Consider the following 16,559-nt stretch of genomic DNA (forward strand, 5'->3'; position numbering starts at 1 on the left):
GTGGAAAATCATCAAACATTTTCGTTAAAAACCATTCTAACTGGCGCGCAAATGCTGTTTGTAGCATTTGGCGCACTAGTACTTGTGCCGTTACTAACAGGCCTTGATCCCAATGTGGCTTTATTTACCGCAGGTTTAGGAACTTTACTGTTTCATGTGGTTACCAAAGGCCAAGTTCCCATCTTTTTAGCATCGTCTTTTGCTTTCATCGCACCTATTATCGCCTCGGTGCAAATGTGGGGCATTCCCGCAACTATGGGCGGTTTGATGGTGGCAGGCTTTTGCTATTTTGCGCTTAGCTTGATAGTAAAATTTAAAGGCGTGAATGCGCTGCATAAAGTGTTACCGCCTGTGGTTGTTGGCCCTGTGATTATGGTAATAGGTTTAGCCTTAGCACCCGTCGCTGTGAATATGGCTATGGGTAAAGCAGGGGATGGCAGTGCACAATTAGTTCCTTATGAACAAGCCATTTGGGTATCTGGTTTATCATTACTGGTTACGCTGATTTTTGCGGTATGGGGCAAAGGTGTATTTAAACTTATTCCTATTCTTGCTGGTGTGGTAGCAGGTTACCTTGCTTCGTTATTTATAGGTATTGTTGAATTTAATGCGGTCACCGAAGCAAACTGGTTTGCGGTACCGGCATTTACTTATCCTGAGTTTAAATGGCAGGCTATTTTATTTATGGTGCCTGTGGCCATTGCGCCAGCAATTGAACATATTGGCGACATGATGGCTATTAGCCAAGTAACAGGTAAAGACTATTTAAAGAAACCGGGTTTACACCGCACTTTACTCGGTGATGGCTTAGCAACCTCTGCGGCATCGGTTTTTGGTGGTCCACCTAATACAACGTACTCTGAAGTAACGGGGGCGGTAATGCTTACACGTAACTTCAACCCTCGCGTGATGCTTTGGACCGCAATCATCGCTATTGTGCTGGCGTTTGTGGCAAAAATGGGTGCTGGTTTACAAACGATTCCGGTACCTGTGATGGGCGGCATCATGATTTTACTATTTGGCTCTATCGCCGTTGTTGGTTTAAATACCTTAGTAAAATCAGGTGAAGACCTTACCGCGCCTCGCAACTTGACTATCATCGCACTGATTTTAGTGTTTGGTATTGGTGGTATGCATATCGGTGGTGATGAGTTTAGTTTGCAAGGTGTGAGCTTATGCGCAATTTTGGGGATTATCTTAAATGCTGTTCTCCCCAAAGCAGTGCAACAAGCTGATTAGAACTTAAAAACTGCTTGAATATTGCACCAAAAAAGCGCATTAAATATGCGCTTTTTTTGTAACTAACTAAAATTTAAGGAATTATAAAACTGGTCTACTAACTGCATTTATCTCTATGTCATACTGGTAGGAGCGATTATGCAAGAGGCAAATGTTGTGGATATTACCCCGTTTTTAGCGAAGCATCAGTTACCACTCAAGTATCAATACTTAAGTGAGCAGTTTTTTATACCCCTCGCGCACGATATCTTGAGCGCAAAAATGACCGGCCAACCTATGCTGGTGGCGATTAACGGCTGCCAAGGGTCAGGTAAAACGACCCTCGCTGATTTCTTAGTGACCTGGGTTAATAGCAATACCGAATTTAATAGCGTGTCATTATCAATCGATGACTTTTATTTAAGTCGAGATGCACGCAACGAGCTTGCTAAAGATGTTCATCCTTTGTTTGCGAGTCGTGGTGTACCGGGTACGCATGATACGCAATTAATGGAACAAACCTTATCAGCTTTGTTGGCAGGTAAAGTGGATGTGCCATTACCTCAATTTGATAAACTAACTGATGATCCGGTGCCAAAAGACCAGTGGTCTAGTAATCAAAAGCCGATTGATATCGTGTTTTTTGAAGGCTGGTGTGTAGCTAGTACACCTCAGCAGCCTTATCAACTGCAAACTCCGGTAAATGAATTAGAGCAACTAGAAGATGCCGACGGCATTTGGCGTCGCTGCGTAAATAGTTGCTTAGCGAATGAATATCAAAATGTATTTGCAATGGCCGATTACACCATCATGTTAAAAGCGCCTTCATTTGAAGATGTGTATGCGTGGCGCTTAGAGCAAGAGCATAAACTAATTGCCAAAAAAGGTCAGGGGCAGGGCACGTTTGACGAAGTGAGTTTAAAGCGTTTTATCTCTCATTTTGAACGTATTACGCGGGAAAACTTAGCCACTCTTGCGCACAGCGTGGATGCGTTATTATTGCTTGATACCGAGCGTGATATCACCAAGATGGAACTTCTCGCTGACCAGATTGCTCAACCACTTATTTTTACTGACTTAGACGGCACATTGCTCGATCACGATAGTTACGAATGTGAGGTGATCAAACCATTTTTGGCAAAGTTGAATGATACCGGTGTCAATGTGATTTTTAACACCAGCAAAACCTTTGCTGAAGTCACTGATATTCAAAAAGGTTTGGATCATCACCAGCCCTTTATTGTGGAAAATGGTGCTGCTGTTTATATCCCGAAAGACTATTTCAAAGTAAAGCCAATTGGCTGTGATGAATATAAAGGTTATTGGCGCTTTGCCATGACGCAAAGTACCGATAAATTGCATGAAGATCTTAAACAATATGCAAGCCAATTTAGTCATTGTGTACGTTTGTTTAGCCAATTTAGTGCACAAGAAATAGCCGAGTTAACAGGACTCCCCGTCGATAAAAGTGGATTGGCTCTACAAAGACAGTACTCAGATCCGGTTTGTTTTTCGGGCAGTGATGAAGAAAAGCAAGGTTTGATAGATGCAATGAGCCAAGCAGGCTACGAAGTGCTTGTTGGCGGGCGTTTTATCCATTTAACCAAAGGTAACAATAAAGGACTTGCACAAAAATGGCTGTTAAATCAGTTCAAAAAAGCCTATCGCAATCCATTTACTGTGATAGCGCTTGGCGACAGTCAAAACGATGTAGCTATGCTAAAAGCGGCCGACACCGCTATTTTAATCAATAACCCTGGCAGCCAAGTACAATCACAAATATTACAAAAAGCATGGCAGCTCAGCGAAAAACCAGCCCCAGCAGGTTGGGTTCAAGAAGTTTCTGCGTTAACTATCATCAAAGCGCGTTTTGCAGCAAAACAGGAGCAATCTCATGGCTGATTTTTATCAAAATGGCATTATCACGACTTTACACAATATTGCTGACCGCCCAGTAGAAGAACTAGAAAAAGAGTTGTTGGGCTTTTCAAAACAACGCCCAATGGGCCTGATTTTGCCTTCGCTTTACAGTGAGTTAGAAGGACCCGCTCTGCAAAATATTATTGCTGAGCTGAAACATGTGCCTTATTTATCGCAAATTACCATTGGTCTAGATCGCGCTGATGAAAGCCAATATCGCCATGCACTGCAGTTTTTTGCGGAGCTTGATCAGCCTCATAAGGTACTTTGGAATGATGGCCCGCGTTTACAAGCTCTTGATAAAGAACTACAAAAATTGGGCGTTGCGCCACGAGAGCTAGGTAAAGGTCGCAATGTTTGGTATTGCATGGGCTATAAGTTGGCAACCTCAAAAGTAGAGTCAATTGCACTGCATGACTGCGATATTTTGACTTACGACAGAGCGCTATTAGCACGTTTAATTTACCCCGTTGCTCACCCTCGTTTTAACTATGAATTTTGTAAAGGGTTTTACCCGCGCACCGCTGAGGGCAAAATTAATGGTCGCGTGTCACGTTTGCTGGTAACGCCGTTATTGCGTTCTTTTAAAACAATTTTAGGCAGCAACGATTACTTAGAATATATGGATTCGTTTCGTTACCCGCTAGCGGGTGAGTTTTCATTCCGTCGTGATGTACTTAATGATATTCGTATTCCAAGTGACTGGGGCTTAGAAATTGGCGTGCTATCAGAGATGTATCGTAATTACTCGCATAACCGTTTATGTCAGGTAGATATTGCTGATAACTATGATCACAAACACCAAGACTTATCGCTAGAAAACCAAGCGGCGGGCTTGTCGAAAATGTCGATTGATATCACCAAAGCTTTATTCAGAAAGCTGGCTACCCAAGGGGTGACTTTTACGACAGAAACGATTCGCTCATTAAAGGCAACCTATTACCGTATTGCTCTCGATTTTATTGAAACTTATCACAACGATGCGTTAATGAATGGCTTAACACTTGATATTCATCATGAAGAAAAAGCCGTTGAAATGTTTGCTCAAAATATTATGAATGCAGGTCAGCACTTTTTAGAAAACCCAATGGAAGCACCCTTTGTGCCGAGTTGGAACCGAGTAGCTTCGGCAATGCCGGAGGTGTTTGCTCGCTTAGAAGAAGCCGTAGAGCTTGATAACAAAGAATATATTTAACGGGGAAGGCACGTGACTTTAGAGCTTTTGCAACAAAGGGTTATTCAGCATTTAACCTGCATCTACGGCGAGGTTGAGCTATCAACAACGCTTGAACAACTCGCAGATAGATTAATCAATACCATGTTAGGTGATGATCCTGTTCGAGACCCAACGCCGCATAAAAACCGTTGGGATGAGCAAGATATGATTTTAATTGCCTATGGTGATTCGATTATTCGTCATGCTAATACGGATGAAGCCGTTGCTAAGCCTGAAGAGCCGCCTTTGCAAACGTTACATCGCTTTGTAAAAAACCAATGCTTACCTGAACTTAATGCACTGCACATCTTGCCGTTTTACCCATATAGCTCAGATGAAGGCTTCGCGGTAATGAATTATGTGCAAGTGAATGAAGCGTTAGGTAGTTGGCAACATATCCGCGATATTTCAGCGGATGTTAGGTTGATGGCAGATTTGGTGATCAACCATTGCTCTAGCCGTAGCGTTTGGTTTGAAAACTTTATTCAGGGCAAAGAGCCGGGAAAAGGGTATTTTAAAACGGCAAGCCAGAGTGATGACCTTGTGCAAGTTGTTCGCCCGAGAACATCACCCCTTTTACAGGCGGTTGAAACTAAAGACGGTTTGCAACATGTGTGGTGTACCTTTAGTCATGACCAAGTCGACTTTGATTTTGCTAACCCAGATGTGCTCAATGAATTTGTCAGCATTATTCGTCATTATTTAGATAACGGTGTGCGTATATTCCGCCTTGATGCGGTGGCTTTTTTATGGAAAAAACTCAATACCCGCTGCATTAACCTGCCTGAGACGCACGAAGTGATCAGGCTGCTTCGCACCCTTATTGAGCATTTTGAGCCTAATGTGATTATTATCACAGAAACTAATATCCCGAACCGCGAAAACCTATCGTACTTTGGTAATGCCAACGAAGCGCATTGTATTTACAACTTTTCATTACCACCGCTGTTATTACATACCTTACTCAGTGGTGACAGCACCGCATTAAAACATTGGATGATGAGTATGCCACCTCCTCAAGAAGGGACGGCATACTTTAACTTTATAGCTTCACATGATGGTATTGGCTTGCGCCCTGTTGAAGGCTTGTTAGAGCAAAGTGAAATTGCCGAAATGGTCAATACTACGGCTAAATATGGCGGAAAAGTTTCATTACGTACCGCCCCAGATGGCACCAATACCCCTTATGAGTTAAACATTGCCTTATTTGATGCGTTGCAAGGTACCCATAAAGGCCCAGATAAATGGGGTGTTGCACGCTTTTTATGTGCGCATGCCATTATGTTCGCGCTTGAAGGTATTCCAGGTTTGTATATTCATAGCTTACTCGGTACCACCAATGATTATGAACGCTTTGAAAACAGCCAACATAACCGAGCGATTAACCGACATCGCTGGCAAGAGTCAGATTTACTAGCAAAGCTGAGTAATGAAAATGCCCATCATCGTACTGTGTTTAAAGCGATGAAAAACCTAATGGCTATTCGTAAGGCGCAAAGTGCATTTCACCCTAATGCGACGCAATATACGTTACATTTAAGCGAAGGGCTCTTTGGTTTTTGGCGACAAAGTATCAACCGTTCGCAAAGTATGTTTTGTGTTTATAACATTAGTGACGAGCCGCAAACGCTTACGCTTGCCGACTTAAATTTGATTGGTACTGAGCAATGGCGAGATTTGATCAGCGGTGAGCAAATTACTGAGCAAACACAAACAATGTCGCTAACCCCATACCAAGCTGTATGGCTCAGCAATAAATAATGTAAATGCCCTTTACAGTTTGCTATTGGTTACCTCTAAAAGAAGTGATTCAACACTGAAGGGAAGGGCATTTTTATTCGCATTACTGAAAACGCGAAAGTTAATTGCTAAGTTATCACTGTGAATTTGTTCAACTAGCTTAAGCGTTTGTTCGCTATGTTGGCTGAAAATGGCCACTTCATGATGCATAGTTCCGGTTGCGTAATTATTGAGTAGATCATGAACATTTACTATAGCTAAAGCTCCTAGTGTGACATGACCGCCGATAGTGACGTCTATTTTTTCTGCCACAACTCTGAGTGGCCAATTTATTGCGCCAACCAATACATCTTTGCGTTTATTTAACTCATCAAGCGCTGCAATCGCCCCTAATGCCATGGCATCATTGGCAGCCCAAACCATATTAATACTTGGTTGATGGCTAAAATAGCCAAGACTCTGGCGATACGCTTGTGTTGCTGACCAGTTGGCAACTGTTTTAGCGGTAATAGTAGCATTATCATACGCTTGAACACTTTGCTCTAAACCTTGTTCTCTATCAAGTGCTGCATGGGTCGTGTAATCACCATTAATCGCGAGAATATTTGCCGTGTGCTGAGCTTTTTCAATCAGTTTTTCAGCTAATAATTGACCCGCTTGTTTGTTATCGGGCACCACGCTACCTGCGATATTAATACCATGATCAATCAAACGGTTTAGTTCTTGTTCTGATGGGCGGTTAAGTAAAAAATAGATGGGCGTAGAGATGTGCTTTAAGCTTAAAAGTTGTTGGGTAAGCACACTTTTCTCATCAACTAAAATCAGCATATCTGGCTTTGCTTTAATCGCATTAGCCACTAATGACTTCATTTCAATATGATTTCGGTTGGCATAATGAATTGTTAAATCGAGATCAAAGTCTTTGGCAGCATCACGCATCAACTGCGACACTTCAAACCAAAACGGGCCTGTGACATTGGTATCGGCATGACCTGGGTTTATAAAAATAATTCTTTGCTTGGCAAAAACACTCGGTAAGCAAAATAGGCAGATAATGATAAATACCGTTTTGAGCATAGTCTTATTAAGTTAAAAGGCCGATAGGGAAGAGTATAGCTTGAATTTGCAGGTTTTAAGTAAATGATTGGCATAGGATAGTTTTTAAATATCTGATAGAAAAAGGGCTACACAAATGTGCAGCCCCAAGAGAATCAAATATTTTACGATTAGAAATCGTAAGATAGTCTTAAGTAGCCGAAACGACCGATGTTGTCGTAACTTGCACTACCAGAACCTGTACCTAACGTACCGTATGGAAGTTTGCGGTTGAAGATATTATCTACACCCAGCTTCACACCAAAACCATTTTCAAAGTTATAACCAATTGTTGCATCAGAGATAACGTAAGTACCAAATGTCATTAAGCTATTTGGATTCGGGTTATCTGCAAGTTCTTGGTCTGTGTAAAGGCTTACTTCATCTAGATAACGTGTATCAAACGTTGTAAAGAAGCCATCACGCTTATAAGAAATTGAAAGGTTTGCTTGCCATTTCGCTTCGCCAGTTGTGCCTGCGTACTCATAGTAGTCGCTCGGTTGGTCTTGGAATGGGAAAGTTTTACGCTCAATTAAGTACGTACCAATTAAACGTGTTGAGAAGTTGCCTTCTAGTGCATCAAAGTCATAACCTAATTCAAAGTCAACACCTGATGCTTCTTGACCAGACACGTTCAGAACTGAGTTTTGAATAAGTGTAATTTCATGTGAGCTGCTATCACGCGTGATTAGGTTACAGTATTGGTTATTAATACCACCTTCTGCATCTACACAGCGGTCAAGAATGTCTTGTGAACCGATGGTCGAAATCGCGTCTTCAAGTTCAATTTTCCAGTAGTCAACTGTCACTACAGCGTTTTCAATGAATGAAGGTTGGTAAACAAAACCAATTGTTGTACTGGTTGACTCTTCACCTTTCACATCTCGGTTACCACTTACTAAACCTTCAAGTGTTTGCGCATCGTAGTCTGATTCAAAATCAGCAGGTACACCAAGAGCTGCACAGTTCGCGCGGCGTACTTCTGAATTTTGTAGATCATTCAAGTTATCAGCTAAACATGGATCGTCAACACTGTAGAATGTTTGGCTCGGTGCACCAAAGATTTCGCCAATGTTTGGAGCACGAAGTGCTTCAGATTGCGTTGCACGTACACGTAGTTGATCGTTTACAGTCCAATCTAAACCAAGTTTCCAGCTTGTTGCATCACCAATTGTGCTGTAGTCAGCGTAACGTACCGCTGTATCTAGTACTAGGTCTTGAACAAGAGGTAAGTCAGAAAGAAGTGGGATTGATGCTTCGAAGTAAATTTCATTTACATCAAACTCACCTTTGTCTTCGCCAAGCGCGTTAAAGAAGGTACCGGCTGCGTTGTCTGGCTCTTCAGTTTCGCTTTCTTCTTTACGGTATTCAACACCCGCTGCAAAACCAATGTAACCAGCTGGTAATTCATAAATTGCTGAATTTGCAAGTGAAGCAGACACAACTGTTTGGGTAATCTTTGAAGTACCTACTGAAACAGTATTGATGTAATCAATCGCTTCTTGGCTTGGTGCACCGAAACCCATGATATTAACAGGTACACACCCTTCAGCACGTGCTTCTTCGCTGCGACAAACAACATTGCCTGAACCATCATCAATAGCATCTAGGGCATTGTAGTAGTTTGCCATGATCATGTTAGCGCCATTAACACGCTCTAAATCAGTTTGGCCATATACAACTGACGCATCTAATTCCCAGTCATTGAATACCGTGCCTTTTAAGCCTGCAACAAAACGGGTTGTTTCACGTGTATTGTTTTCAACACGACGACCTAAGTCAGTCATCATGCGGTTAACCATGATTGAGCTAACACCTTCTTGTTCCATTAGATCTTTAACGCTTGAGTCAAGGTAAGGGTTATCAATCTTGATGCTGTTATTTGGGTTAAAGAAGAAGAATGCAGGCTGACCAATGCTTTGGCCTTCGCTGTTAACATACTTTGCTTCAAGATACGCATTCATGCCCTCTGCGATATCGTAGTTCGTTTTGAAGTTAATGTTGTAGCGTTCAAACTCAGGTTGAATTTGGTTAAACTGTGCTAGGTTAAATGAATCACAGTTAGCACATGCAAGGCCATCAACTTGGTCACCAATGTTAAGTTCGCGGTAAGTACCATCTGGGTTAAATGAATTTACAAAGCCATTACTTAGCGCAAACACACCTGCGTTATTAATCGCATAGTAACCTGCATTTGGCGTATAAATGTAGTCAGGAAAAGCTGGATCATCTTTGTTTTCAGCTGTTTGAGCTGTGTTGCGCATATTGCGGTAAGAGCCATCAGTCCAAGGGTGGTCTAACGCATTTAAAGTATCTTGACCCGAATACTCAACAGAGAATGCCACGTTACCGCGATCATTATCGAAGTTTGTGCCGTAAGAGAGTGTTGCTTTTTCGTTGCTGTAATCGCTTAGGTCTGATTCGCCTCGAGTTACACTTGCGCTAAAGCCTTCGATATTCTTTTTAAGAATGAAGTTAACTACACCCGTTACAGCATCGGCACCGTATACAGCTGACGCACCACCGGTGATAATTTCAACACGCTCAACCCATGTGCTTGGAATTGTATTTGTATCAACTGATTGAGAGCCTGCAGAGCTAGAAACGTGACGTTTACCATTAACAAGTACTAGCGTACGGTCAGTACCCATATTACGTAAGTCAAGAATACTTAAACCCGCAGTACCGATGTAACGGCCAGAGTTTGAAAGTGAAAAAGTATTACCAAGAGCTGGTAATTTATTAAGTGCCTCACCGATATTAACCGCGCCTGTGTTAACTAAGTCATCACCAGTGATAACTGTCACTGGCGCAGGGGCAATAGCACCTTCACGTAAAATACGAGAACCTGTTACTTCGATACGGTCGATTGTTTGTACACCTTCTTCATCAGCAGCAAATGACTGACCTGAAATTGCAAGTGCAGATGTGCACAGGGCAAGCTTAATACTTGCACCTAAGATGTTATGTTTTTTCATTGTTTCACCTGTTAGTTTTTATTTTATCCCTTAAAGGGTTGTTAACAGTTGTTCTTAAAATGTTAACTTGGTGCACTTTATCATTGTCCCTATTATTTGCAAACAAAAACTACGTATCAATTTGTACACATCTAATTTCAATTTAAACAGTGTGTTAGGTTCTTTGTGGGGTTCAGGTGTTTTTTGTTTATTGTGAAAAGGTGATTACAGAATATTTACTTTGTTGCTGTATTCGGTATTTTAATGGCATTAGGTTTACGTAGCGTTTCGCTTTATAATGGGTGCATAATTTGTATTTGGTTGAGAGTGTATGAAAGCCATTTTTATTAGTTTTTTAATCGTTTTTTCCAGTCTGAGCGCGGCCAATAATATTGATCTTGAGGCCAATATGAAAAACATGGGGCTTGCTTATAAAAACTCAGTGCGAGCAACTGATTTAGCCACCTTTAATACCGCGATTGATGAATTTATTGAGTTATTAGAGACTGCCAAAACAGCTGATTTTAAACAGCATAAAACAGCGTCTTTAGAAGGGCTTGATAAAGTCATAAATCAAGCAAAGCAAGCTAAGCAACTTGCAACGACCCGTGGCCTTGAAGCTGCAAAAGCGCCGCTTAAATCTATTGATGAGCTACGTAAGAAATACCATGAGCTACATGAGCCGCCAGGTTTTTGGGAGTTGTTATTTGGTAAGTAAAGTTATTGAGTTAGATTTACTATAATTTTAAAAAGGTGCCGAGGCACCTTTTTTAACGCTTTTTCTTTTTACCCTGAACTGCCTTCAAGCGCGGATTGTCTTTATTAATAACATAGACACGACCTTTACGCTTTACGATTTGGCAGCCCGGGCGGTTCTTCGCGCTTTTTAATGAACTTAATACTTTCATGTTCTTACCTATAGCAACTACTTGCTCGCTAAGTTTTTGAAACGACGATTAAACGCAGCAACACGGCCATCGCTTGCAACGGCTTTTTGCTTACCGGTATAAAACGGGTGTGAATCGCTTGATACGTCAATTGGCACATAAGGGTAGGTTTTGCCCTCAAGTTCAATTGTGCGCGAAGTTTTAATTGTCGAACCAATAATAAAGTAGCTGTCTGCCGCTGTATCATGAAACGCGACTTGCTGGTAATCAGGGTGGATATTTGGCTTCATAATGGAACTCTTTGTTATGTGATAATGTAGCGATTATGGGGTGGTTGACTATTTAGATCAAGATAAAAATGATTCTTATTTATATCGGCTTGTCTTAATTTTGTACAAGCTGAACAATCAATAAGCAGTTAGATTTAAAAAGCTGGATATTGTCGGTAAGGCTGTTATAACTAGGTATGCGTGCTTATTTTAAAGAAGGATAAGGAAGTGAATGATAAAACTAGCCGTGAAGAACTAGATCAAAATGTAATGAACACGCTTCGCGATAAAGACCATTCTGTTTTAGCTAATCATGTAGACACCTTGTCGTGTACTCACAACGATATTATTGAGTTGTTGGCACAGTATTTAGCTCTGAGTGAACAAGATGATGATGAGCGTTTCGATACCTGGTTTGATAATCTAAGTAAAGAGCAACACACCGTTGTGAAGACTTTCGAAGTGTATCGTGGTCAGTACGAGCATTTAGATTCTTAATACTTGATCATGTTGTTTTTACATGAAAAAAGCCACCCGAAGGCGGCTTTGCTGATTAGCGCTAACTAATTAATCTAACATGTAAGCTCGCATGGTAATTTGCTCAGCTTGGCTTGAACCATAATCAGAAACAATCGTACGAATATGGACAAAGTCACCGACGTTGCCAGTATTAGGGATCGTAGCTACCCATTCACCGTCAATGTGTTCAACTTGTGCATCTAACCAGTTTTCGCTTGAGAACTTCGTTGATACAGGGCAATAGATATAAGCAGGCACGTTAGCAATCGTACATTCTTGGCCGTACGCATATTGGAACTGTACATCTGCCAGCGCCACTTCACCTACACCGTCCAATAAACCCGTTAACTTAACGTGAGCCGCTTCACCTGATTTCATGCTGTTGTTAATATCAACAGGTAAATCAACCATAGGCACTAAAATTGGCTGAACACCTTGTTGCTGCTCGTCAGCCGTAAATGTATAGAAACCTTGGTAAAGAGAACCTAGCTTATCATTGACTGGAGAGCGCTCACCAACACCACGGGCATAAGAACGCATTTCTAAGGTAATTTGATGAGAGCCCGGTTCAAGCGTTAACGTGCCTTGATACGGAGAGGCTGGCTCACCATTTACTTTTAAACCAAATGCTGAGCTACCCATAAAGCCAAAGATACCATCATGGTTTGCGGCATCTCCAAACGAAGCAAGATTAAAATAAAGGACATTGGTATCGCGGCTAATAATCGCTGAGCCACTGCTGCCTAAGCTACCAGCACGTGGACCTTTAAACCAAGTAGTGCTTTGCTCAGCACCTTCAGTCATAGCGCGTGGACCATCAAAATAAGCGCCAGCACTTTGAATTTGATAGTTTGGCATAACGACATTCGTCCATGCATTTTTTGTACTTGCTGTGTAATATTCATCACGCTGATGAGGCAACATAATTAACTGTGAGCTACCTGTTGAGTAGAACTCTCCGGTACTGTTGGTCATTGCCATAACATCAGTCCATGCCGGGCGCTCATCATTTTGCGAATGATAAGACGCACTCATTTTATGCATTTTATGCTCCGCAACATTGATTTGCCCAGCCTGAATTCGGCCATCAGTAATATGGTTGATTGAATAAGCATAAGGTGAGCGTTCAGCCGCAATACCAGACCAGCTAATGATATTGTTGCCAGCTTCGATTTCTGCCATTAAGGCTTCACCTTGTTCGGTACTAATACCAATCACGGGTACTTTTGGTGTGCCTGTGATTGCCCCTTTATATCGGCCGCCACGACCAGGACGATAAAAAATCACACCGCTGGCGCCATTTTTCATTGCATTACCGACCATGTAAGACGTGAGGTAATTAGGGTTAGCAATAAGCGCAATTTTTCCGTCTAACTCAAATTGGCTCCAGTCAGTGCTGTAACCAGCATCACCTACTGGCACGACTTCTGCAGAGCCTTCACCATGAAAAGACAGTGCTAAACCTTGTTTGATGTAATCAAGTTCAACCCCGTTTTGCATTGTGACGGTTGTTTCTGGAGCCACTGCGCGGGTGGTGATAAATGAGCGAAAGCGATCGTCATGACCTTGTGACCAAGCATACATATCATTTACGTAATCAGGAGCCATTTCGATAGCTGCAAGCTTCGCAACTTCTTGATCGTCAATCGCGTAAGTAAAGCCAAATGAATAACCTTGTGGATCAAGAGGCTGGTCAGCTTTAAAGGTGACAGGTTGAGCGTTGCGTGCATCAAAGTTAATCTCTGTTTTGCCATCAATCTTACGATTTAATACAGCCATTTGTGCCGCTGATTCAACTAAACCAGAGCTGGTTTGCGGGTTATCGTAAGTCATAATGTTAGCAATCAACGTATAGTAACCAGCAGGTACATCGATATTGGCTTTACCGCCAGTGAGCCTAACAAGACTGCCCCAATCATCTTCTTCATTAATTAAGTAAAGCTTAGATGGCGAGCCTGCTTGATTACCCCAGCGATCAGTTAGGTTTACTGTTAAATTAACGTGAGGTTGGTCAATCCAAAATGACACTGGTACAGTCACTTGCTGATCTGCATTGCCAACGGTTGTGCCTGTGATACGACCTGTAATTGCACCATAAGCACTGTTATTAAGTGCCACACTAGGGTCAATCCATATAGGGACTTGAGCAACACCTTTGGCTGGGATTGTTACAGATTTAACATCTAACCCTGCCAAGGTCGCCGGTAATTGTGTTTTGCCATCTTCACCGATTAAATCTAATTTCAATTTTAATTTAATATTTTCATCAGACGTGTTTGTTAACGTGATCTGTGTTTCGGTAAATGCACTATTGGCATTATCAAAGTAGCCAAGTTCACGGTTTGCAGGGGCCACAATTGCTTGGTCAATGGCACGGTCGATATTCATGGCACCGGCACCTTGCTCAAGGACGTGGGAATCACTACTAAATACAGATGATGTAAGCACGTCTTTAATTTCTTTTGGCGTAAGGTCTTGGCGAGCTTGCATTACAATTGCAGCACCACCGGCAACATGAGGGGCAGCCATTGATGTACCTGAATACACGCGGTAGGCCGTATCACCTAAGCCACCAGAAGCCGCGGCAACCACAGAGACACCTTGCGAGGCAATATCTGGTTTTGCTGAGTGGCCATCTGGCGATGGACCGCGTGAAGAGAACGACGCCGTATTGCCGTCACGATCAATAGCACCCACGGTTAATGCACTTGGCGCGCAGCCCGGTGAACCAATCGTTTCACGGGTAAAGCTATTGCCTGCAGAGATAACAAATAAGGCCTTATCGCTCAGCGCTTCAACCATCTCAACCAATGGGCCACTACAGGTTGTTGCTGTGCCACCCAATGACATATTTACAATGTCAGCTTGTTCTGAAAGCACCGCCCATTGCATGCCATTTAAAATACCGTAGGTTGATCCTCCTCCTGTATTACCAAGTACTTTACCGATAATTAAATCGGCGGCTGGTGCCACACCGACCCATTTGCCTGCTGACTCATGACCATTGCCTGCAACGGTTGAAGCTGTATGAGTACCATGACCATTTAAGTCATCTACACCGTTGCTCGAATACGTAAAATCGCGTGATGCAACGACACGACCTAGTAAGTCTGGGTGCTCGGTGTCGTAGCCTGTATCAAGTACGGCAACTTTAATACCTTCGCCATTATAGTTAATCGCTGACTCACCATATGCGCCGGTTAGTGGGACTGTTGGAGTCAGTGTTTCTGACTGGGTAACCTTGTGAGCATGAACGACAGCATCAAGCCAAATACCTTCAACGTCAGCTTGTGCAACCAGGGTTTGCCAAGTTTGCGCTGCTTTGTCTTTGTTGATTGCAAATGCGGCGCTGTCGATTAGCTCAATTTCACCGGTTAATGACATACCAGCAAGCGTTGCTGGGACTGCAGGTCCTGCAAGGGTGCCGTCGCGGTATTCAACAATGACGGGGAGCGCGTCGGTTGATGCATCATCGTAACCCGATTCATATAACTTATTAATGTTAAATAACTCTAAATCGATCGCATTTGAATCAACTAAGGCTTGAGCATGGTTTGGAACAACATAGGTGTTGTTAGCACGTTTAAAGATACTGGTGAATGTATCTGAACCATCTGCATTCACTAATCGAATGCCGCCTAGCTTGCCGTCTTTATTGACAACAGCCGATACTTTGTCCCCAGTGATCAAAGTGAATGTAAGGGCATCCGCTTTACTTTGTTGTGTAACAAATGTTTCTTCTGCGGTTGCTGGTTGAGCAATCGATAAGCCGAGCATGGCTAAGTAGGTCGCCTTTAAGCGACCAAGCCTTGGAAAAGGTTTCATCTTTTCATCCTTTATTTTGATGTAATTAGTTTGGAAGAAAGGAGTTATTGCTAGCTGTCAAAATAACAAATATGACAAGAGCAATAACTCAACCAGACCAATCTATCGATCAAGCAGATGAAAACCTACAAAACAAAGGTAGCAAATTGTATTAACCTATTTATAACAAAATAAACACTGTTGTAACTTTGTGCGGTCATTCAGTTTCGCTTCATTTTAAGCGCAAAAATGAGAGGTTATTTTACCGATAGATCGTACTTTGCCACTACGTCATCAATATAACGATGGCGTAAGGTGTTTTTACCTTCGTTGCCCGTACCATGACTTAACGCGCGGTTCATTAATTTGAGCGCTTTATGTAAGCTTTGGCGCTCTTCCACGCTTAGACCTGTTTTAGTGCGTAGTTCAGTAATATCATCAATCAATAACTTAGCCACATCGAGCTGTACGGCTTCTTCAACTAAGCCATTTTGTGTTAGCACACCGTATTTACTGCATAAAAACTGCTGCCAAACTTGCTGTAAGTGCTCGTCAATTTCACTGCCAAATAATTCTTCATCGATAGCAAAGCCTTGCTCAGCAAGCTTACTGAGTTGATTTGAATATTGCTGAGCAAAATAATTAAATGCTTGGCAAGATGAGCTTATGTCATGTTTGATAATTAATTGCCCCCAGCTAGCGGCACCACGAGGGTAATAGTCTTGATATTCTTCGCATTGATAAATGCCCGAATACGAACTGCATTCTAATTGACTCTGCAAACAGTAACTCGGCTTTGGAAATAAACTACTTTGTTGCCATGCCGATAGCGTTTCCTCATCAATTGAGAGGGTATGGCACAGCTCTTCGGTGGTATAAAAGTAGGTTGCCAAAAATTTTGAAAGTTGCATTATCAAATACTCACAATAAATAC

General features: G+C 42.2%; 12 protein-coding genes. 6 read left to right on the forward strand and 6 right to left on the reverse strand.

Annotated elements, in window-relative coordinates:
• The 4 genes from WA256_RS06670 to WA256_RS06685 all read left to right on the forward strand — a co-directional run bounded on the left by WA256_RS06670 (position 1) and on the right by WA256_RS06685 (position 6,115).
• Positions 1-1,239, forward strand: coding sequence for a uracil-xanthine permease family protein (locus WA256_RS06670; protein WP_054562436.1), 1,239 nt, complete (start codon positions 1-3; stop codon positions 1,237-1,239).
• Positions 1,240-1,377: 138 nt separating this feature from the next.
• Positions 1,378-3,120 (forward strand): HAD-IIB family hydrolase, encoded by a 1,743-nt coding sequence (locus tag WA256_RS06675; RefSeq protein ID WP_063528669.1) that lies wholly within the window; start codon positions 1,378-1,380, stop codon positions 3,118-3,120.
• The gene (locus WA256_RS06680; RefSeq protein WP_054562434.1) at positions 3,113-4,333 is read left to right on the forward strand and encodes a hypothetical protein; all 1,221 of its coding nucleotides are present in this window, start codon (positions 3,113-3,115) and stop codon (positions 4,331-4,333) included. The genes WA256_RS06675 and WA256_RS06680 overlap by 8 nt, the downstream gene beginning before the upstream one ends.
• Before the next feature lie 12 nt (positions 4,334-4,345).
• A complete protein-coding gene (locus WA256_RS06685) occupies positions 4,346-6,115 on the forward strand; it encodes a sugar phosphorylase (protein WP_058584101.1) in 1,770 nt (589 codons plus the stop codon).
• A 12-nt stretch (positions 6,116-6,127) separates the two neighbouring features.
• Here WA256_RS06685 and WA256_RS06690 read toward each other — a convergent pair whose 3' ends face one another.
• Positions 6,128-7,171, reverse strand: coding sequence for an ABC transporter substrate-binding protein (locus tag WA256_RS06690; protein ID WP_063528667.1), 1,044 nt, complete (start codon positions 7,169-7,171; stop codon positions 6,128-6,130).
• A gap of 149 nt (positions 7,172-7,320) precedes the next feature.
• Complete coding sequence (locus WA256_RS06695; RefSeq protein ID WP_269407192.1) at positions 7,321-10,167, reverse strand: TonB-dependent receptor plug domain-containing protein; 2,847 nt, start codon at positions 10,165-10,167, stop codon at positions 7,321-7,323.
• 310 nt (positions 10,168-10,477) lie between these two features.
• Between WA256_RS06695 and WA256_RS06700 the strand changes: the two genes are divergently transcribed.
• On the forward strand, positions 10,478-10,864 hold the full coding sequence (locus WA256_RS06700) for a cytochrome b562 (protein ID WP_062565726.1): 387 nt from the start codon (positions 10,478-10,480) through the stop codon (positions 10,862-10,864).
• A 52-nt stretch (positions 10,865-10,916) separates the two neighbouring features.
• Here the strand turns inward: WA256_RS06700 and ykgO are convergent, their stop codons facing one another.
• Positions 10,917-11,054 (reverse strand): type B 50S ribosomal protein L36, encoded by a 138-nt coding sequence (ykgO, locus tag WA256_RS06705; RefSeq protein ID WP_058584105.1) that lies wholly within the window; start codon positions 11,052-11,054, stop codon positions 10,917-10,919.
• A gap of 17 nt (positions 11,055-11,071) precedes the next feature.
• Positions 11,072-11,323 (reverse strand): type B 50S ribosomal protein L31, encoded by a 252-nt coding sequence (locus tag WA256_RS06710; protein ID WP_058584106.1) that lies wholly within the window; start codon positions 11,321-11,323, stop codon positions 11,072-11,074.
• 249 nt (positions 11,324-11,572) lie between these two features.
• Here WA256_RS06710 and WA256_RS06715 point away from each other — a divergent pair, with 249 nt between their 5' ends.
• Positions 11,573-11,800, forward strand: a complete 228-nt coding sequence (locus WA256_RS06715) for a hypothetical protein (protein WP_220095044.1) — start codon at positions 11,573-11,575, stop codon at positions 11,798-11,800.
• Positions 11,801-11,869: 69 nt separating this feature from the next.
• Here WA256_RS06715 and WA256_RS06720 read toward each other — a convergent pair whose 3' ends face one another.
• Both WA256_RS06720 and WA256_RS06725 read right to left on the reverse strand, forming a co-directional pair.
• Positions 11,870-15,646, reverse strand: coding sequence for a S8 family serine peptidase (locus WA256_RS06720; RefSeq protein ID WP_335990017.1), 3,777 nt, complete (start codon positions 15,644-15,646; stop codon positions 11,870-11,872).
• 236 nt (positions 15,647-15,882) lie between these two features.
• Entirely contained in the window at positions 15,883-16,536 is a 654-nt protein-coding gene (locus WA256_RS06725; protein ID WP_063527485.1) for a DUF6058 family natural product biosynthesis protein, read from the reverse strand.
• Positions 16,537-16,559: the final 23 nt, after the last annotated feature.

The sequence above is a fragment of the Pseudoalteromonas sp. CH_XMU1449-3 genome, from assembly GCF_037027245.1.
In the GTDB taxonomy this organism is placed as follows: Bacteria; Pseudomonadota; Gammaproteobacteria; order Enterobacterales; family Alteromonadaceae; genus Pseudoalteromonas; species Pseudoalteromonas shioyasakiensis.